Origin of the sequence: Martinezella lusitana (assembly GCF_016901135.1) — a bacterium.
In the GTDB taxonomy this organism is placed as follows: Bacteria; Pseudomonadota; Alphaproteobacteria; order Rhizobiales; family Rhizobiaceae; genus Rhizobium; species Rhizobium lusitanum_D.
Window position 1 is genome coordinate 252,717 of sequence record NZ_JAFEVL010000073.1, and the last position, 20,151, is coordinate 272,867.

Annotated in this window: 15 protein-coding genes; 4 read left to right on the forward strand and 11 right to left on the reverse strand. The window is 60.4% G+C overall.

Going from position 1 to position 20,151, the window contains the following annotated elements:
* Window positions 1-52 precede the first annotated feature (52 nt).
* Window positions 53-649 carry a hypothetical protein gene (locus JTP94_RS30870; protein WP_204854201.1) on the reverse strand — a complete coding sequence of 199 codons (597 nt, stop codon included), beginning with the start codon at window positions 647-649 and terminating at the stop codon, window positions 53-55.
* A gap of 354 nt (window positions 650-1,003) precedes the next feature.
* On the opposite strand from JTP94_RS30870, the gene dnaE reads away from it, so the two are divergent.
* Window positions 1,004-4,501: a DNA polymerase III subunit alpha gene (gene dnaE, locus JTP94_RS30875; protein ID WP_204854319.1), complete on the forward strand. Its 3,498-nt coding sequence runs from the start codon at window positions 1,004-1,006 to the stop codon at window positions 4,499-4,501.
* On the opposite strand, the gene JTP94_RS30880 is transcribed toward dnaE, so the two are convergent.
* The 3 genes from JTP94_RS30880 to JTP94_RS30890 all read right to left on the reverse strand — a co-directional run bounded on the left by JTP94_RS30880 (window position 4,498) and on the right by JTP94_RS30890 (window position 8,486).
* Window positions 4,498-5,769 (reverse strand): L,D-transpeptidase family protein, encoded by a 1,272-nt coding sequence (locus JTP94_RS30880; protein WP_204854202.1) that lies wholly within the window; start codon window positions 5,767-5,769, stop codon window positions 4,498-4,500. The genes dnaE and JTP94_RS30880 overlap by 4 nt on opposite strands.
* Before the next feature lie 198 nt (window positions 5,770-5,967).
* The gene (locus JTP94_RS30885) at window positions 5,968-7,005 is read right to left on the reverse strand and encodes a GH25 family lysozyme (protein WP_204854203.1); all 1,038 of its coding nucleotides are present in this window, start codon (window positions 7,003-7,005) and stop codon (window positions 5,968-5,970) included.
* A 191-nt stretch (window positions 7,006-7,196) separates the two neighbouring features.
* Window positions 7,197-8,486 carry a DNA polymerase IV gene (locus JTP94_RS30890; protein WP_204854204.1) on the reverse strand — a complete coding sequence of 430 codons (1,290 nt, stop codon included), beginning with the start codon at window positions 8,484-8,486 and terminating at the stop codon, window positions 7,197-7,199.
* 83 nt (window positions 8,487-8,569) lie between these two features.
* Between JTP94_RS30890 and JTP94_RS30895 the strand changes: the two genes are divergently transcribed.
* Window positions 8,570-9,148 (forward strand): GNAT family N-acetyltransferase, encoded by a 579-nt coding sequence (locus JTP94_RS30895; RefSeq protein ID WP_204854205.1) that lies wholly within the window; start codon window positions 8,570-8,572, stop codon window positions 9,146-9,148.
* Between the two features lie 17 nt (window positions 9,149-9,165).
* Here the strand turns inward: JTP94_RS30895 and JTP94_RS30900 are convergent, their stop codons facing one another.
* Together JTP94_RS30900 and JTP94_RS30905 are read right to left on the reverse strand one after the other, a co-directional pair.
* A complete protein-coding gene (locus JTP94_RS30900; protein ID WP_204854206.1) occupies window positions 9,166-9,813 on the reverse strand; it encodes a hypothetical protein in 648 nt (215 codons plus the stop codon).
* A 2-nt stretch (window positions 9,814-9,815) separates the two neighbouring features.
* Window positions 9,816-10,124 (reverse strand): DUF3572 domain-containing protein, encoded by a 309-nt coding sequence (locus JTP94_RS30905; RefSeq protein WP_034507480.1) that lies wholly within the window; start codon window positions 10,122-10,124, stop codon window positions 9,816-9,818.
* 131 nt (window positions 10,125-10,255) lie between these two features.
* Between JTP94_RS30905 and JTP94_RS30910 the strand changes: the two genes are divergently transcribed.
* Both JTP94_RS30910 and JTP94_RS30915 read left to right on the forward strand, forming a co-directional pair.
* A complete protein-coding gene (locus tag JTP94_RS30910; protein ID WP_028754034.1) occupies window positions 10,256-10,627 on the forward strand; it encodes a response regulator in 372 nt (123 codons plus the stop codon).
* Window positions 10,628-10,643: 16 nt separating this feature from the next.
* Window positions 10,644-12,017, forward strand: coding sequence for a PleD family two-component system response regulator (locus JTP94_RS30915; RefSeq protein ID WP_204854207.1), 1,374 nt, complete (start codon window positions 10,644-10,646; stop codon window positions 12,015-12,017).
* An 820-nt stretch (window positions 12,018-12,837) separates the two neighbouring features.
* Here the strand turns inward: JTP94_RS30915 and rpmG are convergent.
* From rpmG to topA, 5 genes are all read right to left on the reverse strand, one after another.
* Window positions 12,838-13,005, reverse strand: a complete 168-nt coding sequence (rpmG, locus tag JTP94_RS30920; RefSeq protein WP_003547442.1) for a 50S ribosomal protein L33 — start codon at window positions 13,003-13,005, stop codon at window positions 12,838-12,840.
* Window positions 13,006-13,101: 96 nt separating this feature from the next.
* Entirely contained in the window at window positions 13,102-14,286 is a 1,185-nt protein-coding gene (locus JTP94_RS30925) for an MFS transporter (RefSeq protein ID WP_204854208.1), read from the reverse strand.
* A gap of 306 nt (window positions 14,287-14,592) precedes the next feature.
* The gene (locus tag JTP94_RS30930; RefSeq protein WP_204854209.1) at window positions 14,593-15,048 is read right to left on the reverse strand and encodes a DUF983 domain-containing protein; all 456 of its coding nucleotides are present in this window, start codon (window positions 15,046-15,048) and stop codon (window positions 14,593-14,595) included.
* A 31-nt stretch (window positions 15,049-15,079) separates the two neighbouring features.
* A complete protein-coding gene (gene rnr, locus JTP94_RS30935; protein WP_204854210.1) occupies window positions 15,080-17,458 on the reverse strand; it encodes a ribonuclease R in 2,379 nt (792 codons plus the stop codon).
* Entirely contained in the window at window positions 17,455-20,127 is a 2,673-nt protein-coding gene (gene topA / locus JTP94_RS30940) for a type I DNA topoisomerase (RefSeq protein ID WP_204854211.1), read from the reverse strand. The genes rnr and topA overlap by 4 nt, the downstream gene beginning before the upstream one ends.
* Window positions 20,128-20,151: the final 24 nt, after the last annotated feature.

Genomic DNA, 20,151 nt, shown 5'->3' on the forward strand with positions numbered 1-20,151 from the left:
CCATTGAATGCGCAGCTTGTAAAGAACATATAGTGAACAAACGGAGTGCTTGCTATTGGCCGTCTCCGCAGATTTTCTGGCCGAAGTCGTCCTGCCAGTCCTCGATTTTGACCGTTCTGGCGTCTGCCTTCATATCCTTGCCGTTCTTCGTCGCCTTGCCGGTCAGGACATTGTAGTCGCAGCTGTAGCCGGAATCGGGTTCGAGCGTATCGCGGGACACATAGGTATAGCCGGCAACGACGAAGCCGTTGTTGCGATAGGCGAGTGTCAACGTCTGCTCCCAACGATCGCGTCCGACGCTGTCATTTTGCGACGTAACGGTGATGGATCCGTTCGGCAGCGCCGCGATCGACGGTTCCTGGCCGACCATGCCGTCAGGCCCCACGCTGCCCCATATCTTGTTCGGCGCACTGACTGCCAGCTTCAGCAGCGAATGTTCGCCACCGCGCAGGTAGATGTAGATGCCGATCGGATTATCAGCCTGGTCGTCGGGAGCCGATGCGACCAGCAGGGCGAGATCCGGCTTGCCGTCCTTGTTCCAGTCGCCGATCGCCGCGTCGATGATACGGTCGGGCGCAATGGCGTCCTCGGCATGAGCCGCGGTCGCGACCAAAAGCAGGGCGAAGGCGGCATAAGTCAATGATTTCATGGTGATCTCCCCTTTGCTCCTGCATAGCCTCGGGCTGTTCGAGCGTCCATCGGCAAGACGAAAAATCGGACGATGAAATTTATTGATGCATCTATTGACTCTCGAACAAAAATAGAACAAAAAAGAAACATAACGAGTAAGGAGCGCGTAAATGACCGATATCATTCGAGACGTTGCAGCATTCACCTCCATCGTGATGTTCGTCGCCAGCTTTTCCCTCATCATGATGGCGATGTGAATTTTATTCCCATGCGAGCGCGTTGCCCCCGGGGTTGATGGGAGCAACTCATGGACTTTGTCGTCCGCAATGCCGAGAATGGTGGTGATTCATTCAGGCATGCGGAAGGGTATGAGATGGCGGATAAGGGTGGCAGCGGTGCAGCGATTGCGCCGGTTGGCGAGGCGCCGGAATTCGTGCATCTCCGGGTTCATTCCGCCTATTCCCTGCTTGAGGGCGCGCTGCCGCTCAAGAAGATACTAGCCAAGGCCACCGGCGACAGTCAGCCGGCTATTGCCATCACCGATACCAACAACCTCTTCGTCGCCCTGGAGTTCTCCCAGAAGGCGATGGAGGAGGGGCTGCAGCCGATCATCGGTTGCCAGGTGTCGATCGACATGGAGGATGGCGGCGAGGGCGAAAAGCGCGGGCCGCAACAGGCCCTTGCCAAGCTGCCGTCCATTGTCCTGCTCGCCGCCACGGAGCGGGGCTATGAGCGTCTTGTCGATCTGGTCAGCCGCGCCTACCTCGGCGGCGAAGGCAATCATGCCGTTCACATCACCGCCTCGTGGCTGGAGGAGATCGGCACCGAGGGCATGATCGCGCTTACCGGTTCGCTCGGCGGGCCGGTCGATATAGCGCTGAAAGAGGGGCATGCGCCACAGGCGCTGTCCCGGCTGCTGACGCTGAAGCGGCTGTTCGGCGACAGGCTCTATGTCGAGCTGCAGCGCCACGGCACCTATGATCGCCGTCACGAACAGAAGATGCTCGCACTCGCTTATGAGCATGCGCTTCCGCTGGTTGCCACCAACGAGGCTTTTTTCCCCACCCGCGACGACTATGATGCCCACGACGCCCTGATGGCGGTCGCCCACAATGCCATCGTCTCGGACGATACGCGTTTCCGCCTGACGCCGGACCATTATCTCAAGAGCCGGGCCGAGATGGCGCAGCTGTTCTCCAACCTGCCCGAGGCGCTGGAGAATACCGTTGAGATCGCCCGCCGCTGCTCGTTCGTCCTGAAAACGCGCGCGCCGATCCTCCCGCGCTTCACCGGCGCCGCCGCCGATGAGGAGGGGGCCGATCGCGCCGAATCCGCGGAGTTGCGCGCCCAGGCGGTCGAAGGGCTCGATCAGCGTCTCGCTTCGCTCGGCATGGCGCCGGGCTATGTGGAAAAGGACTATCGGGAGCGGTTGGAATTCGAGCTCAGCGTTATCGAGGGTATGAAATTCCCCGGCTACTTCCTGATCGTTGCTGATTTCATCAAATGGGCCAAGCGGCATGATATTCCGGTCGGTCCGGGCCGTGGTTCGGGCGCGGGCTCGCTGGTTGCTTACGCGCTGACGATCACCGACGTCGATCCGCTGCGCTTCTCGCTGCTGTTCGAGCGCTTCCTCAATCCATCACGCGTGTCGATGCCGGACTTCGATATCGACTTCTGCCAGGATCGGCGCGAAGAAGTGATCCGCTACGTGCAGGCCAAGTATGGCCGCGAGCAGGTGGCGCAGATCATCACCTTCGGTTCGCTGCAGGCGCGCGCCGCCCTTCGCGACGTCGGCCGCGTGCTGGAGATGCCCTACGGCCAAGTCGACAAAATCTGCAAGCTGGTGCCGAACAATCCCGCCAATCCGACACCGCTCAGCAAGGCGATCGAGGAAGAGCCGCGCCTGCAGGAGGAGGCGGACAAGGAACCGGTCGTCGCCCGCCTGCTCGATATCGCCCAGAAGATCGAAGGCCTCTACCGCCATGCCTCGACGCATGCCGCCGGCATCGTCATCGGCGACCGGCCGCTCTCCAAGCTGGTGCCGATGTATCGCGATCCGCGCTCGGACATGCCGGTCACCCAGTTCAACATGAAGTGGGTCGAGCAGGCCGGCCTGGTGAAGTTCGACTTCCTCGGCCTGAAGACGCTGACGGTCCTGAAGACAGCAGTCGATTTCGTCGCCAAACGCGGTATCTCGATCGATCTCGCCAGCATCCCGCTGGAGGACAAGCCGACTTATGACATGCTCTCGCGCGGCGAGACGGTCGGCGTGTTCCAGGTGGAAAGTGCGGGCATGCGCAAGGCCCTCATCGGCATGCGGCCAGACTGTATCGAGGACATCATCGCTCTCGTGGCGCTCTATCGCCCCGGTCCGATGGAAAACATCCCGGTCTACAATGCCCGCAAGCACGGCGAGGAAGAGATCGAATCGATTCATCCGAAGATCGATTACCTCTTGAAGGAGACGCAGGGCGTCATCGTCTACCAGGAGCAGGTGATGCAGGTCGCCCAGGTGCTCTCGGGCTACTCGCTCGGCGAAGCCGACCTTCTGCGCCGCGCCATGGGCAAGAAGATCAAGGCGGAGATGGACCAGCAGCGCGAGCGCTTCGTCGATGGTGCCATCAAGAACGAGGTGTCCAAGGGACAGGCCGACGTCATCTTCGAACTGCTGGCCAAGTTCGCCAATTACGGCTTCAACAAGTCGCATGCCGCCGCCTATGCCATCGTCTCCTACCAGACGGCCTACATGAAGGCGCATTATCCGGTGGAGTTCCTGGCGGCGTCGATGACGCTCGACATGGCCAACACGGAAAAGGTCAACGACTTCCGCCAGGATGCCAAACGCCTGGGCATTGAGGTCATCGCGCCCTCGGTCCAGACGTCGTTCCGCCATTTCGAAACGGGCGAAAACCGCATCTATTATGCGCTGGCCGCTATCAAGGGTGTCGGCGAATCCGCCGTGGAGCACATTGTCGAGGTGCGCGGCGATCAGCCTTTCGCCGGCATCGAGGATTTCTGCCTGCGCATCGATCCGAAGCAGATCAACCGTCGTGTTCTCGAAAGCCTGATTTCCGCCGGCGCCTTCGATTGCTTCGACATCGACCGGTCGCAGCTGATCGGCGGGCTGGACCGGATCATGGGCTATGCGCAAGTGGCACAGGAAAACAAGCGCAGCGGTCAGCACGACATGTTCGGAAGTGCCGCGTCGGGACCAGAGAAAATCGCATTCCCGCCCTATACGCCGTGGCTTGCCTCGGAGCGCTTGCTGCGCGAATTCCAGGTGCTTGGCTTCTATCTGACCGCCCATCCGCTCGATACCTACAAGAGCGTGCTCGACAAGATGCGCGTGCAGAACTTCGCCGATTTTTCGGCTGCGGTGAAGCAGGGGGCGAGTAACGGTCGCCTCGCCGGTACGGTGATCTCGAAGCAGGAACGCAAGACGCGCACCGGCAACAAGATGGGCATCTTCGTCTTCTCGGATGCGTCAGGCCAGTTCGAAGCCGTGCTCTTCTCGGAGACGCTCAATCAATATCGCGACGTGCTCGAAGTCGGAAAATCCTTCGTCATCACGGCTCAGGCGGACGAGCGCCCGGAAGGCATCAGCCTGCGTCTGCAGACGGCGCAGTCGCTGGAAGAGAAGTCGCTGCAGATGCAGAAGGCGCTGCGCGTCTACATCCGTGATTCCGGGCCGCTGAAAGCGGTTGCCGCCCATCTCAATGCCAAGGGCGACGGCCTCGTCTCCTTCATCGTCATCAAGGAAGAAGGCATGCGCGAGGTCGAGGTGGCGCTGCCGGAGAAATACCGCATCACGCCGGAAATCGCCGCCGCATTGCGCACGGCTCCCGGCGTCATCGATGTCGAACTCGTCTAGCCTTTTTTGCCGAGCGCGCCGCCATTGGTGATGGTGATGAAATCGGTCTCGTTGCCGGTCTCCGGGCCGACGCCGGTATCGGAAATCGTCAGCGACGAACCCGGCGTCAGCAGGTCCTCGATGCGGTGGCGCACCTCGTCGGGAATGCTGATCCGGCCAAGTGCCTGTCCGGCGGCATCGAGCGATTGCGCTTGCGCCTCGCTGGTGATGCCGAGCCGCTTCTTCGCCTCCCTGGTAAGATCGTCGTCAAGGGTCATGCCAAACCAGTCGGCCTTGCCGCTGATGCGGTCGATCGTATTGGCGGTGAAGAAATGTACGCCGAGCGCCTCTTGCGGCTCGGCGATGATGGCGGGCGCCTCAAAGAGCGGCTTGAAGCTCTGGCGAATCATGATCGCGCCGTTCGGCGGCTCGCCCTTGCCGGCTGCGGCATAGACAGCCTTCAGGAGCGCCGGACTGACAAGTCCGCCCGTCGTCTTGATGTCATGCGCCTTCCTGAAGTCTTCGATCGCCTGCACGGTCGCCGGCCCGAGCATGCCGTCCGGCGTGCCGGCCATAAAGCCCATGCCGTTCAACAGGCCCTGAAGGTCGCGAACATTCTCGCGCAATCCGCGCCGAGTGATCAGAATGCTGAGCGGCGACTGATCGACGGGCGGAGCGAGACTCGCTTGCGCCTGCGGGATCTGGATCGAGGTGACGTCGTTCGTGGCAACCTGCAGCGGCTGCGCCTGCGGCAGGAAGCTTGCCGTCATGGGACGCAATTCGATGCCTGAGAACAGAGCCGGAGGCGGAGCGGCTTGCGGCTGGAACAGCATGGTGCTTTCGAAAGGCTGCGGCACCAGCGGCCGGTCGGCGATGACGACATGCACGCCGCGCTCGGTCATCTGGTAGAGCATCTTGGCAAAGGCCTTGGGCATGCGCACGCAGCCATGGGAGGCTGGATAGTTCGGAACGGAGTTGGATTCGTGCAGCGCAATGCCGGACCAGGTCAGCCTCTGCATGTAGGGCATGGGCGCGGCCGAATAGAGATTGGACTCGTGATAGACCTTTTTCTCAAGGATGGAGAATATGCCGCTCGGTGTCGTATGGCCGCGTTTGCCGGTCGAGACCTTAGACGTCGCCACCACCTGGTCGCCGTCATAGACGGCAAGCGATTGCCTGTCCTTCGACACGACGATCTGCAGGGTGCGCGCATCCGATGCGGCAAAGGAAGGATGGGAAAGGGCGGTGGCTGAGAGCAGCCCGAGCCCAAGCAACAAAAACGGCTTCATAGACACACAAACCAAAAACGCAATACTCGTATCGGCTAAGGTTAGACTTCGAAGTTTAAGGAAGACTTGCTGAGAGGACGCGCTTTATCGGGTTGCCGAAAACCGGATGCTTCTTTGTTGTGCCGATCATCTGCCGCAGCGCTAAAACGGGGCAGCCCGCCCCGTTCAGTGACAATCCGTTGGCAAGGGATAGAGGCGTCAACGCACGCTGGATGCCACCCAGCTATGCCACTCTTCCTCGTTGCCGTGGAAGGCGTTGAGGTCGATCCTGCCGTCGACGCCATGCGAAACGCCGGAGCCGGAATATTGCCAGAACAGCCACTTCCGGCCGGGATAGACCTTGGAGGGATGGGCGGCCACGGAGCGCAGCCAGAAGGGATAATCGAGCAATTCGCCGCGCAGGTTGTCGCGATAGAAATCCGGAGCCGTATAGACGATCGGGCGTTGGCCGTAATATCTCTCCAGCTTGTCCATGAAGACCTGCATCTTCGCCAGCACCTGCTCGCGCGTCGGCCGACGCTTGCAGCTCGACTCGCCGTTCCACTCCACGTCGATCACCGGCGGCAGGGCTCCTGCCTCCTTCGGAACGTTGCGGATGAACCAATCGGCCTGCTCGCCGGCAGTCCGGCACCAATAGAAGAAGTGGTAGGCGCCGTGCTTGAGCCCGGCTTCACGGGCGGCACGCCAGTTGGCCTTGAACATGGGGTCGAGGTGGTCGCCGCCATCGGTCGCCTTGATGTAGACGAAGTTGGCGCCCTGCGTGCGCAGCGTATCCCAGTCGATGTCGCCCTGCCAGCGCGAGACGTCGACGCCATGCACGGCCAGTTTCCTGGGTGAGGTGGTGCCGAAGTTGATCGGCTTGGCATCGCGGAAGCGGTGAGAATAGATCTGCATCGGCTCTTGCCGCATCGCGCGGGGCATCGGGTTCGACGGCGAGAGCATGGCGAGCGGCCGTTGCAGCGGCACTGGAACGTCATCGTCACCCTGGTCCGACGGCATGAATGCGTCTGGCCGGACCTCGGCTGGCAGCGACGTCGCCAGAGCTTGCTGCCGTTCGACGCGCGAGACGGTTTCGCCGATTTCGACCGTCGGCACCGCAGCGCCATTCTTTGTTATGGAACTGGTCGTTTCCTTGGAAGGCGCGCTTGCTTGCGCGGCTTCGCGCTCGCCTCTGGCGGCGCAGCCCGATATCGTCAGGCAAGCAAGGAGGATGGTCGATACAGCGGATAGACGCATAGGAACCCGTACGCAAAACACAATCGACGGCGGATCCGCGCCGTTCGGAAGTCACAGAGACGAAGTGCTAATAGAAATTTACCAAAAAAGATTGAATCAGATCTTTCTAACGCGAAGATTCGCGCGGGAAGCGCGGTCATCCGCTGGCGCGCAAGAGTGTCACTACATGGTGACTATATCGTAAGGCTTTGTTATCTCTCGCGTTTGCCGCCGAAAGTGTAACCGGTCTCGACCGTCTTGTTACCGAATTTTTCTCTGAGCTTGTCCATAGCAGCTTCGGCAGCGGCCCGGCGTGTTGCCTGTGCATCGATCAGATCGGGTGGATCGGCGCGGGCCGCATCGCAAAGATCGGTGACGCCGATGCCGATGAGGCGGAACTTCGTGCCGTCGGTCTCGGCTTCAAGCAGGCGCAAGCCGGTGCGGAAAATTCGATCGGCAAGCTGCGTCGGATCCTCCAGGCGGCGATTGCGGGTTCGGCTCTTGAAGTCTGATGTTTTCAGCTTCAGCACGACGGTGTGGCCGGCAATGTCGCTGCGCTTCAGCCGGCGCGAGACCTTCTCCGAGAGGTCGCGCAGGATCGGCACCAGATCGTCATGGCGGGAGATATCCTCGAAGAAGGTCGTTTCCGACGATACGCTCTTTGCCGCTTCGTTCGGATGCACCGTGCGGTCGTCGATGCCGCGCGACAGGCGGGAAAGCCGCTGGCCGATGACACCATAGCGGCGCATGAGGTCACCTTCCTCCATGGTTTGCAGCTGGCCTATGGTGCGGATGCCGTCGCTTTCCAGCGTTGCGGCAAAGGCCTTGCCGACGCCCCAGATTGTTGTCACCGGGCGCGGCTCCAGAAACGCAACAGCTTCTTCTTGGCCGATGACGGAAAAGCCGCGCGGCTTCTGCAGGTCGGAGGCGACCTTGGCGAGGAATTTGCAATAGGAGAGGCCGACCGAGATGGTGATGCCGATTTCCTGCTCCACGCGTCGGGCGAATTTTGCCAGGATGCGGGCCGGCGGATCATGGTGAAGCCGTTGCGTGCCGTCGAGCTCCAGAAAGGCCTCGTCGATCGAAAGCGGCTGCACCAACGGCGTCAGTTCCTGCATCAACGTGCGAACCTCGCGGCCGACGCGAACATATTTTTCCATGTTGGGGCGGATGACGACAGCCTGAGGACACGCTTCCAAGGCTTTGAACATCGGCATGGCAGACCGCACCCCGTGAATGCGGGCGATGTAGCAGGCAGTGGAGACGACGCCGCGCTTGCCGCCGCCGATAATGACCGGCTTGTCGGCCAATTCCGGATTATCCCGCTTCTCGATCGAGGCATAGAAGGCGTCGCAATCGATGTGCGCCAGGGTCAACGCATAGAGTTCGCGGTGATAGACGAGGCGAGGACTGCCGCAGGCCCGGCAGCGCGTCCGCACGGCCGATTGCTCGCTCAAGCAATCGCGACAGAAACCGGAAATCTTATCGGGCGCAGGGGTCATCGAGCGAGAACAAAAATTGAACATCGCCACCTTATGTTCTAAGCTCGCGAGTCTCAAGCCGGAAAACAGCGAAGGGGGAAGGGGTGCAGGATTTAAGTGTGCGACCATTGACGCCGGATCGCTGGGGCGATTTCGAGACACTCTTCGGGCCGAGCGGCGCCTGCTATGGCTGCTGGTGCACCCATTTTCGCATTCCAACATCGCAGCGCAAGACGATGGACGGGGCGGCAAAGAAGCGGTTCATTGAAGAGCGCGTTGCGGCCGGACCGCCGCCGGGTCTTCTCGGCTATATCGACGAGCGCCCGGTTGCCTGGGTGCAGGTCGGTCCGCGCTCGGAGCTGCCGCAATGGAACTCTGCGAAAACAGTGTCGCGGCCGCTCGATCCGGCCGACGCCGAGGATGGCTCGGTCTGGGCCGTGAGCTGCTTCTTCATGAATTCGCGCGATCGCGGCAAAGGGCACAGCCATCGCATGCTGTCGGAAGCGGTGAATTTCGCCAAGGCTTCCGGCGCGCGCCTGCTCGAGGGCTGTCCGATCGAACGCACCAAGCAATCGAAGTCCGTCGGTCTTTATGTCGGCTCGCAGCGCATATTTGAGACGGCCGGATTTTCCGAGGTCGCCAAGCGCAAGGATGGGCGACCGCTGATGCGCCTTGTTCTCTGATGGTGGGGCCGGCGGTCTCAGCGAGCGATATGCGCCTGGATCAGCGGTGCTGCCTGGCTCCATTCGTTCGCCGCGGCGATGCCCGCTGCCACGGCCGGCGCCATGCGATGGACGATGGAATCCGGCTTCAGGTTGATCAGGAGGCAATCCGGGACATGCTCGCCGACCGAATGCAGATTGTGCGCCATGTCGTCGACGAAGGCGACCGGCAGTGTGCGCCTTCCATGCAGCGACTGCACGATCGGCCCTTTCGGCTGCAGCGATGCAAGCAGCGGATAGGCAAGGCCGAGCCTGTCGAGAAGGCGGCGTCGCTGGGTCGAGAATTGCGGCGGCATGGCCGTGAGAAAAACGATGTCGGCGTCCTTCGAAAAACCGCCGAGGGTATCGATGACGCGATCAAGCGGCGTCTGCCATTGCTCCTGGGCCTCGAAGAACGCTTCGATCAGCCGATGGACGTCCTTTTCTTCCAGCACCGTTCCATCGGCTTTGGAGATGATGTTGCCCGTCAGCCTGAAGGACCGCGGCAGGAATTCATGCCCTTCGGCATTGATGAAGAGCAAGAAAGGCGCAAAGAAATGCAGTACGACATCATCGACATCGCAGACGATCAACGGCCGATCCTGGAGGCGGATATGCGATGTGTCGAATTCGAGCGGGGCATCCATGGTCAGTATTCTCCGGAGGCAAGGCCGGGCGGCGAGAAATGCGCCGACGCAGCCGCGACGGCCTCCGGCGGTATGCCGCTGGCCTCGCAGAAAGCCAGCAATGTCGGCTCATGGTTCATCAGAAAGTCGAGCATGCCCGCAAGAAAGGCCGGCTCGTTGATGGCGTTGCGCACCTGTGCCGGCTCGACGCCGGTGAGCGCCAGGAAGCGGCTGAACATATCCGGTTCGTTGGCCAGCCAGCCGAGCACGGCGATCGCTGTCTCCTGCGGCGCCGCCGCATTCTTCTTCGGGTTCTTGAAGTTACTTTGCATTTCGACGGACGAATTACCTATTTTTCAACCAAATCCCGGTAGTATCCGATTCAAGTATTTCTGGAATCGATTTCTCACGACCCTATATTTTGAGAGAATAGATGCAATACCGGATGCAGGGACAGCTTTCCATGCCTAAGCAAGTGATGATTGTAGAAGACAATGAGCTGAATATGAAGCTCTTTCGCGATCTGATCGAGGCGTCCGGCTACACCACGATCCAGACCCGAAACGGCATGGAAGCGCTTGATCTTGCTCGCAAACATCGCCCGGACCTGATCCTTATGGATATCCAGCTTCCGGAAGTTTCCGGGCTAGAAGTGACCAAATGGCTCAAGGAGGACGATGATCTGCACGTCATTCCGGTGATCGCGGTCACGGCCTTTGCCATGAAGGGCGACGAAGAGCGCATTCGCCAGGGCGGATGCGAGGCCTATGTCTCGAAGCCGATTTCCGTCCCGAAATTTATTGAAACCATCAAGACTTATTTGGGCGACGCCTGAGCGTGGGGAAAAGCTGATGACCGCGCGCATCCTGGTGGTTGACGATATTCCAGCGAATGTGAAGCTTCTCGAGGCGCGACTGCTGGCCGAGTATTTCGAGGTGCTGACGGCGGAGGATGGATCGAAAGCACTTGCCATCTGCGGGGGCGCCCAGGTCGATCTCATCCTTCTCGATATCATGATGCCGGGCATGGACGGGTTCGAAGTGTGCGAGCGCCTGAAGTCCGATCCGCGCACCGCGCATATCCCCGTGATCATGGTCACGGCGCTGGATCAGCCCGCCGATCGCGTGCGCGGCCTGAAAGCCGGAGCCGACGATTTCCTGACCAAGCCGGTCAACGACCTGCAGCTCATTTCGCGCGTCAAGAGCCTGCTTCGTTTGAAGACGCTCAGCGACGAGCTGCGTATGCGCAATGAGACCGCCCGTAATTTCGGTATCGACGACCTGCTGCGGGTCGGTGATGGCCGCGCTGACGAAACCGGCAATGTGCTTCTGGTCGACGGCCGCGCCAATTCGCAGGAGCGGATCATCCGCACGCTCAAGCCGATCGCCCAGGTCATGGCGATGTCCGATCCGCAGGCCGCCTTGTTCGAGGCAGCCGAACGGCCGTTCGAGCTCGTCATCGTGAATTCGAATTTTGACGACTATGACCCGCTGCGGCTTTGCTCGCAGCTCCGCTCGCTGGAGCGTACGCGCTTCCTGCCTGTCTTGCTGGTGACGGAGCAGGGCGCAGACGAGATGATCGTCCGTGCGCTCGATCTCGGTGTCAACGATTACATCGTCCGGCCGATCGATCCGAACGAGTTGGTCGCCCGCTGCCTGACGCAGATACGGCGCAAGCGCTATAACGACCGTCTGCGGGCCAGCGTGCAGCAGACCATTGAACTTGCCGTCACCGACGCGCTGACCGGGCTGAACAACAGGCGCTATCTCGACAATCACCTGAAGATCCTTTTCAACCGTTCGCTGGCGCGGGGGCGACCGCTCTCGGTTCTGATCGCCGATATCGATCGATTCAAACAGGTCAACGATACCTACGGCCATGATGCCGGTGACGAAGTGCTCAAGGAATTCGCCACCCGTATGCGGTCGACCGTACGCGGCGCCGATCTGGCTTGCCGCTACGGCGGAGAGGAATTCGTCGTCGTCATGCCTGATACGTCTGCTGAAGTGGCGTCCGCCGTCGCGGAACGCTTGCGCGCATCGGTAGAAAATATGCCCGTGAAGCTACGGGAATCCGGCGTTGCTCTTAACATTACGGCCTCCTTCGGGATCTCGTGCCGTTTGGAAACGGTCGAAACGCCGGAGCAGCTGATGAAACAGGCCGATCTTGCGCTTTATGAAGCTAAAAGGGCGGGGCGCAATCGGGTTGTAGCTTCAGCGGCCTGATCGAGAACAAATCACTCTAGATGAGATCCTTCCCTCAATATTGAGGGGCATTCCCAAGTTTTGAACAATGATTAAGATTTTTTAATCTTTGCACCCTTGCGGTATGTCCTCCGGATTATGGCATAGGATAAATTTGGTATTTTTATTTTTTATTTGAGGAAATACTTGAATTAATGGAATATTTGGGGATATTTATAGCTGATTCTCTGTACTGATATGTAAAGTATGCGGCGTTATTAGGAGAAAATAGCGGAAGAACTGCGCGTTAATTGATAATAATTAACGTGTTCAAATGTTCTTAAATATCTGTATTCGGAATTTGTTGCATATGCGAAAGTTATCTCTTTCCTCTTCAGATATCTTCGCTTTTGAATTGTGAATCTTGCAGAAGATTCCTTCCGGCGAAGTTGGGAATTTTAACCATCCGACCAGAGAGCAATTTTTTATCATTAAGAATTTGTTGATTTTCTTTCGATTTCGCGCGAATTTAGTCTCGTACACAGACAGCCCGTATGGGTTCGAGATACCCCATGATGCTCAGGTCCGCCGCATCTCCTGGGTCGTGGGGTCGGTCGGCTGGCGTGCAATATAAACGGTTCCTCGTGCCGTTTTGCAGGCTAGCCGGCCCCCAACTTAAGACGCCGCTCTTCGGTTTTTCGAAGGCGGCGTTTTTTCTTTCTCGACGAATACAAGGGATCTATATTTTAGCTCTTCTTGCCTTATGAAGCACAGTCAAGCTCTGCGTCGGGAAAACGTTATTAAAAACAAAAAAGGCGCTAACCTCTCGGTTGCGCCTTTTGTAACCAGAAGTTTAGGAAACTCACTTGATCTTCGTTTCCTTGAACTCGACATGCTTCTTAGCAACCGGGTCGTACTTCGTCTTCGTCATCTTGTCCGTCATCGTACGGCTGTTCTTCGTCGTGACGTAGAAGAAACCTGTGTCGGCCGTCGACAGCAGCTTGATCTTGATAGTGGTAGCCTTGGCCATAGTCGTCCTGCCTTTAATAAAAATGAACGCCGTGGACGGCCAGTGCGGAGGTCCACGGCGAATTCTGGCGCGAAAATACAAATCGCGCCCGAAAAGTCAACCTCTGTTGCCCATGAAAAGCAATCGTATCCCCGAAAGCAGGACATAAAGGCCGAAGAAAAAGGCAACAGCCCAGGCAAAGCCGCTGGGGTTGACCAAATCCATGGCCGTGCCGATCGTCGGCGGCCCGAGAACCATGCCGATGGCATAACAGAAAACGAAGGCCGCATTGGCGGCCACGAGATCCGCTCCGGTCAGGCGCGTGCCAAGATGGCTGAGGCCTACCGTGTACATGCCGGAAACACAGCCGCCCCAGAAGAGCAGAATGACCGCGAGAATAATCCAGTTCGAGGACAGAGACGGCAGCAGGAGCGCGCCCACCAAGCCGATGGTGGCCATGATCGAGAGCAATGGCCGCTTGTCGCGCATGCGGTCGGCAAGCAGCCCCAAGGGGATCTGGAAGACGAAATTACCGACGCCCATGACGGTCAGGAGCAACGCGGCCTGTGATTCGTTGAAGCCGAGGCGCGTGGCATAGCTGGTAAACAACGAGCCGCCGCCGACGGTGACGGCGCCGAACACGAACACTGCCGCGGTGGCCGTCGGGACCAGGAAGATGTAGCGGACGAAATGCAGCTCAGGCTTTTCGTCGACGACCGGGCTTTCGTTGCGCGCAATGAAGATCGGGATGGCGGCTGCCAGGATGATGCAGGCGCCGATGGCGAAGGGCATGAGCCCTTCGCTGCCGACAAGCGAGAAGAGCAGGGGGCCGGCTGCAAAGCCGAGGGAGAAGACCGTGGAATAGAGGCCGAGCACGAAACCGCGCTTGGAAGGCGGCGAAGCCGCATTGATCCAGAATTCCGACAGGATGAACAGAGTCGTCGTCGACCCGTGGAACAGGATACGCAGCGGAAACCACAGCAGCAGGTTTTCCGCGTAGTAGAAGCCCAGCGAGCTCAGCGCGGAGAGCATGACCGCCCAGATCATCGTCTGCACGACGCCGAAGCGATGCGCGAGTTTTGTCGTGATGACCGCGGCGAGCATCGACGCCACTCCCATCATCGCGGTGTTGACCCCGATCAGGCTTGAGGAGACGCCGCGCTTTTCCAGAATGATGCTGAGAAGCGGCAGGCCCAACCCAATGGCAATGCCTACGGCGGACACGGACGCGATAGCTGCGACGAGCGAGGGCCAGTGAATTTCTTCGACATGGCCGGTCTTGCCGTTCGTCGGTTCAAGCATAAACGGATCCTTGGAGCGCGTGGCGGGCGAATCGATTGGCACGTGGGATATAGAAAGGCACGGCACGGCCAAATTCAGGTGACGGGTCGGCTTTCATGAGATCGGTCATATCCCCCGGAATGATCCTTTCGACGCCCGGCATGTTCAGACAAGAAACGCTGTCCATGTCAAGCCGTCGCCGGCAAACCAGCTCCGCTGAATCCCGAATATACGGCGAATCGATATTGGCCGTGACCAAAGGGCGTAGCGGCGCAAGGCGAGTTCTGCCTGCCGCGCGGGCGAGCGACCTGGGCTGGCATGTGGCTTTCACGACCGGCTGTTTCCCTGGTCCCAGTCGTCCGGACTGTCGTCATGGCCACCGAAGCCATGCATGCGGAGCGCCCATTGCAGGCCGATGACCCCGCCTTTGATGGGCTGTATGATCGCAAGCGCCGCGATCACCGTGATCGGTGCCCAGATGGCGAGATGGACCCACATCGGCAGATTGAAGGCCATGTCCGTCAGCATGTAGCCGCCGACGACGATATGGCCGAGAACCAGGATCACCAGATAGGGCGGCAGATCGTCGGCGCGTTGATGGAAAATCTCCTCGTCGCACACGGCGCAACGATCGACCGGCTTCAGGAAGGCACCGAAGAGTTTGCCGGTGCCGCAGCGTGGGCAGCGGTTCAGCATGCCACGGGAAATCGATCGCCCGAGCGGGCGCTCGCTTTCGTCTGCGCCACCATAGCGCATGGTGGGGTCGGATGGGCTGCCCGTCATGAATGCTCTTCCTTCCTGGCGGCGCCGTCCCTTACCGGCGGCCGCGCGGTGGTCTCGTGCCCGGCGCCTTGCGCGCCTGATTTTGATTGCGGCGGGTCGCCTTATGGAAAGAGCGTACCGCCGTCGGCATCGACCGTCCGTCGCTCAGCATTTCGAAGCGCAGCGCTCCGGCAAGCGGCACGGCCTCCACCAGCCGTACGGTCACCTCGTCGCCAAGGCGATAACCGAGCCCCGTCTTCTCGCCGGTCAGCGCCTGATGCGCTTCGTCATAGATGAAGTAATCGGTGCCGAGCGTAGATATAGGGATGAAACCGTCTGCGCCATACTCCGGCAGGGTGACAAAAAGTCCCGACTTGGTGACACCGCCGACGCGTGCGGCGAATTCCGCCCCGACGCGCCCGGCGAGATGATGCGCGATCAGCCGGTCGACCGTCTCGCGTTCCGCCGCCATGGCGCGGCGCTCGAATGTCGAGATTTCCGCTGCGATATCGTCGAGCACTGCTTCCTCATCCGACGTGATTCCACCTTCGCCGAGGCCAAGCGAGCCGACGAGCGCGCGATGTACGATCAGATCCGCATAACGGCGGATGGGAGACGTGAAGTGGGCGTATTTCATCAGGTTCAGGCCGAAATGCCCGATATTGTCAGGGCTGTAGATCGCCTGGCTCTGCGAGCGCAGCACCATCTCGTTGACCATGGTCTGATGCGGCGTATCCTGAGCTTTCGCCAGGATGCCGTTGAAGCTGTTGGCCCTGACATTGCCGCCCTTGGGCAGCGATATGCCGAGTGTCGCCAGGAATTCGCGCAGCACTTCCTGCTTGGCGAGCGTCGGGCCGTCGTGGATGCGGTAGATAAGTGCCTGTTTCCTCTTCTCCAGCGTCTCGGCCGCAGCCACGTTCGCCTGGATCATCATTTCTTCGATGAGCTTGTGCGCATCGAGACGCGGCGGCACGACGACGCGATCGACCGTGCCGTCAGGCTTCAGCAGGATCTTGCGCTCCGGCATGTCCAGTTCGAGCGGCTGGCGTCGCTCGCGGCCCTTCTTCAGGATTTCATAAGCGTGCCAGAGCGGCCTGAGGATCGGCTCCAGCATCGGCCCGGTCTTGTCGTCGGTCTGGCCGTCGATGGCCGCCTGCGCCTGCTGGTAGGAAAGCTTGGCGGCGCTCTTCATCATGATGCGATGAAAGGTGTGTCCGGCCTTGCGGCCTTCTCTGGAGAAGATCATCCGGACGGCGAGGGCGGGACGATCGACGCCTTCCTTGAGCGAGCAGAGATCGTTGGAGATGCGCTCGGGAAGCATCGGCACGACACGGTCAGGGAAATAGACCGAGTTGCCTCGCTTCAGCGCCTCGCGGTCGAGTGGGGAATTGGGGCGCACATACCAGGAGACGTCGGCAATGGCGACGGTGACGATAATGCCGTCGGGATTGTCGGGCGAGGGATCCATTTCAGCGTAGACGGCGTCATCATGGTCCTTGGCATCGGCCGGATCGATGGTGATCAGCGGCAGGCTGCGCCAATCCTCGCGATGCGACATGGTCGCGGGCTTGGCGGCATCGGCCTCCGCGATCACGGCGGCTGGGAATACGTGCGGAATGCCGTGGGCGTGAATGGCGATCATCGAGATCGCCTTTTCCGAAGCGACGGAGCCGACGACCGACAACACCTTGGCGCGCGGCAGGCCGAAACGGCCGAGGCGGGCCACTTCGACTTCGACCAGATCGCCGTCCTTGGCATCACCGGTGTATTCCGGATCGATCACCATTTCCTCGCCGCGCCGTTCGATCGGCATCAGCCGGCCGCCGCCGCCCGGCGTCTCGCGAAAGACGCCCATGGAGGCTCCCTTCCGCTTGTCGATGACCTTGATGATGCGCGCGGTATAGGCCGGACCGCCACGATCCACCGCCGGGAAGATCTTGGCAAGGATGCGGTCGCCCATGCCGGCGACGGGCGCCTTGCCCTTGCCGTTGCGGCCGGCGGGTGAGGAGGATTGCTTGATCATCACGGCCGGCGCCACGCCGTTTTCCTCAGCCCATTCAGCGGGGCGGCCGATCAATCCGCCATCCTTGTCGCGCGTGGTGATATCGAGAACGGCGATCGGCGGCAGCGCGCCCGGGCGGATGAGCGACTTGCGGCTCTTCTGCACCATGCCGTCTTCTTCGAGTTCGCGCAGCAGGTTCTTCAGCTCGACACGGCTCTCACCCTTCAATCCGAAGGCCTTGGCAAGTTCGCGCTTGGAGGCCTGCTGCGGATGCTCGGCGATGAAGCGCAGGATGACTTCGCGTGGCGGCAACGTGCCATGGATGATCGCCATCATCGGTTCGGCGTCGCCGCCTGCCTTATCGGCGCGGCCCGGCTTGCCGGAACGTCGTTCCGACGATGGAATCCTGCCGCGTGGTTTTCTGCTCACTCTGCACTCTTCTTTTTCACTGTCGTCTTGGCCGCAGGCTTCTTTGCAGCAGCTTTCGGCTTGGCGGTCGTTTTCGTCACTTTTGCGCCGGCGGCCGCAGTCTTTGCCTTGGCAGGCGCCTTCTTCGTCGTGCCGCCGCCCCTGCCGGCCTTTGCAACGATCAGAGCCAGGGCTTCCTCGACTGTGATCGCCTGCGGGTCCGTGCCTTTCGGCAGGGTGGCGTTAACTTTGCCCCAGTTGACATAGGGGCCGTATTTCCCGTCACGAACGGTAATCGAGCCGCCGCCGTCCGGATGCGCGCCGAGATCCTTCAATGCCGCCGGCGTGCCGCCGCGTGCTCCACCACCTGCCTTGCTCTGTTTTTCGGCAAGTACTGTGACGGCGCGGTTCAGGCCGACGGTGAAGACATCCTCGACGGTTTCGAGATTGGCATAGCTGCCGTCATGCAGCAGGAATGGCCCGTAGCGGCCGATGCCGGATGAGATCATCTTGCCGCTTTCCGGATGCTTGCCGATGTCGCGCGGCAGCGAGATCAACGCCATCGCCTTCTCGTAATCGATATCCTCGGGCTTCCAGCCCTTCGGTAGCGAGGCGCGCTTGGCATCCTTGCCATCGCCGCGCTGGATATAGGGTCCGAAGCGGCCGGACCGCAGCGTCAACTCTTCGCCGGTGACCGGATCCGTGCCGAGTGCCTTCGGCTCGTTCAGCCCGGTGGATTCGGCCTCCGCACCGCCTTCCGAGGAAAGCTGGCGCGTATAGTTGCATTCCGGATAGTTCGAGCAGCCGACGAAAGCACCGTACTTGCCGAGCTTCAGCGACAGGTTGCCCGTGCCGCAGACCTGGCAGATGCGCGGATCGCTGCCGTCTTCCCGTTTCGGGAAGACCAGCGGCGCCAGCGCCTCGTTCAGCGCGTCGAGCACATTGGTGACGCGCAGCTCCTTGGTGTCCTCGATCTGGGCGAAGAAATCGCGCCAGAAATCGCGTAACACGTCTTTCCAGTTCAATTCGCCAGCTGAGATGCGGTCGAGCTTCTCTTCGAGATCGGCGGTGAAATCATATTCGACGTATTTGGTGAAGAAGCTTTCGAGGAAAGCGGTCACCAGCCGGCCCTTGGCCTGCGGCACCAGCTTGCGCTTGTCGATCGTCACATAGTCGCGGTCGCGCAGCGTCGCCAGCGTCGCGGCATAGGTCGACGGACGACCGATGCCGAGTTCTTCCATCTTCTTGATCAGCGACGCTTCCGAATAGCGCGGCGGCGGTTCGGTGAAATGCTGTGTCGAATTGATCTTCTGCTTTGCGAGGTTTTCACGCGCATTGATCTCGGGCAGACGGCCATCTTCGTCGTCGGCATCGTCGCTCTGCTCGCCGTCTTCCTTCTGGTCGGTGTAGGCGGCAATGAAGCCGTCAAAGCGGATCACGGAGCCGACGGCGCGCAGGCCAGCCTTCTGGCCGGCATTGTCGGCCAGGATCTCGACGGTGGTGCGCTCGATCTCGGCGGAGGCCATCTGGCTGGCGATGCCGCGCTTCCAGATCAGGTCGTAGAGCCTCAGCTGGTCGGCATCGAGGAATTTGCGCACGCGATCCGGGACGCGATCGAAATCGGTGGGGCGGATTGCTTCGTGCGCTTCCTGGGCGTTCTTTGCCTTGGTCGAATAGAAGCGAGCCTTTTCCGGCAGGTAACGGTTGCCGAATTGATCGGCGATCGCAACGCGTGCCGCGTCGATCGCTTCCGGCGCCATCTGCACGCCATCCGTACGCATATAGGTAATGAGACCGACAGTCTCGCCGCCGATATCGACACCTTCATAGAGCTTCTGCGCGACCTGCATGGTGCGCGAGGCCGAGAAGCCGAGCTTGGAGGAGGCGGCCTGCTGCAAGGTGGAGGTGGTGAAAGGCGGGCTCGGATTGCGCTTGACCGGCTTTGCCTCGACGCTGTCGACGACATAGGCGGCGCCCTCCAGCAGCGCCTTCAGCTTGCCGGCATCTTCGCCGTTGCCGATCGAACGCGGCTGCAGGCGCTTGCCATCAGCAGTCACCAGACGGGCTTCGAATTCGTCGCCGCGCGGCGTCTTCAGGATGGCCGAAAGGTTCCAGTATTCTTCCGAAATGAAGCGCTCTATCTCGGATTCACGGTCGCAGACGAGACGAAGCGCGACGGACTGCACGCGGCCGGCCGAGCGGGCGCCAGGCAGCTTGCGCCACAACACCGGCGACAGATTGAAGCCGACGAGATAATCGAGGGCGCGGCGGGCTAGGTAGGCGTCGACCAGCGGCACGTCGATATCGCGCGGGTCGGCCATCGCGTCGAGCACGGCCTTCTTGGTGATGGCATTAAAGACGACGCGCTTTACCGGCTTGCCGTTGATGACGCGCTTCTTGTTGAGCAGGTCGAGCACATGCCAGGAAATCGCTTCGCCTTCGCGATCCGGGTCGGTCGCGAGAAACAGGCCGTCGGCTGATTTCACCGCGTCGGCGATGTCCTTCATGCGCTTTTGCGAAGCGCTATCGACTTCCCAGAGCATTTCGAAGTCCTGGTCCGGCAGCACCGAACCGTCTTTGGCGGGCAGGTCACGCACATGGCCGAAGGAGGCAAGAACCTTATATCCGGGTCCCAGATATTTGTTGATTGTCTTAGCCTTGGCAGGCGATTCTACCACTACAACGTTCATCATTAAGTCTCTGAATAGGAGGTC

What these genes read in the sequence shown, in the direction of transcription:
- JTP94_RS30910 (WP_028754034.1), top strand. Translation starts at nt 10,256, where the DNA reads ATGCCTAAGCAAGTGATGATTGTAGAAGACAATGAGCTGAATATGAAG.
- JTP94_RS30900 (WP_204854206.1), bottom strand. Translation starts at nt 9,813, where the DNA reads ATGGATGCCCCGCTCGAATTCGACACATCGCATATCCGCCTCCAGGAT.
- topA (WP_204854211.1), bottom strand. Translation starts at nt 20,127, where the DNA reads ATGAACGTTGTAGTGGTAGAATCGCCTGCCAAGGCTAAGACAATCAAC.
- JTP94_RS30925 (WP_204854208.1), bottom strand. Translation starts at nt 14,286, where the DNA reads ATGCTTGAACCGACGAACGGCAAGACCGGCCATGTCGAAGAAATTCAC.
- JTP94_RS30870 (WP_204854201.1), bottom strand. Translation starts at nt 649, where the DNA reads ATGAAATCATTGACTTATGCCGCCTTCGCCCTGCTTTTGGTCGCGACC.
- rpmG (WP_003547442.1), bottom strand. Translation starts at nt 13,005, where the DNA reads ATGGCCAAGGCTACCACTATCAAGATCAAGCTGCTGTCGACGGCCGAC.
- JTP94_RS30930 (WP_204854209.1), bottom strand. Translation starts at nt 15,048, where the DNA reads ATGACGGGCAGCCCATCCGACCCCACCATGCGCTATGGTGGCGCAGAC.
- JTP94_RS30890 (WP_204854204.1), bottom strand. Translation starts at nt 8,486, where the DNA reads ATGACCCCTGCGCCCGATAAGATTTCCGGTTTCTGTCGCGATTGCTTG.
- JTP94_RS30885 (WP_204854203.1), bottom strand. Translation starts at nt 7,005, where the DNA reads ATGCGTCTATCCGCTGTATCGACCATCCTCCTTGCTTGCCTGACGATA.
- dnaE (WP_204854319.1), top strand. Translation starts at nt 1,004, where the DNA reads ATGGCGGATAAGGGTGGCAGCGGTGCAGCGATTGCGCCGGTTGGCGAG.
- JTP94_RS30880 (WP_204854202.1), bottom strand. Translation starts at nt 5,769, where the DNA reads ATGAAGCCGTTTTTGTTGCTTGGGCTCGGGCTGCTCTCAGCCACCGCC.
- JTP94_RS30905 (WP_034507480.1), bottom strand. Translation starts at nt 10,124, where the DNA reads ATGCAAAGTAACTTCAAGAACCCGAAGAAGAATGCGGCGGCGCCGCAG.
- JTP94_RS30915 (WP_204854207.1), top strand. Translation starts at nt 10,644, where the DNA reads ATGACCGCGCGCATCCTGGTGGTTGACGATATTCCAGCGAATGTGAAG.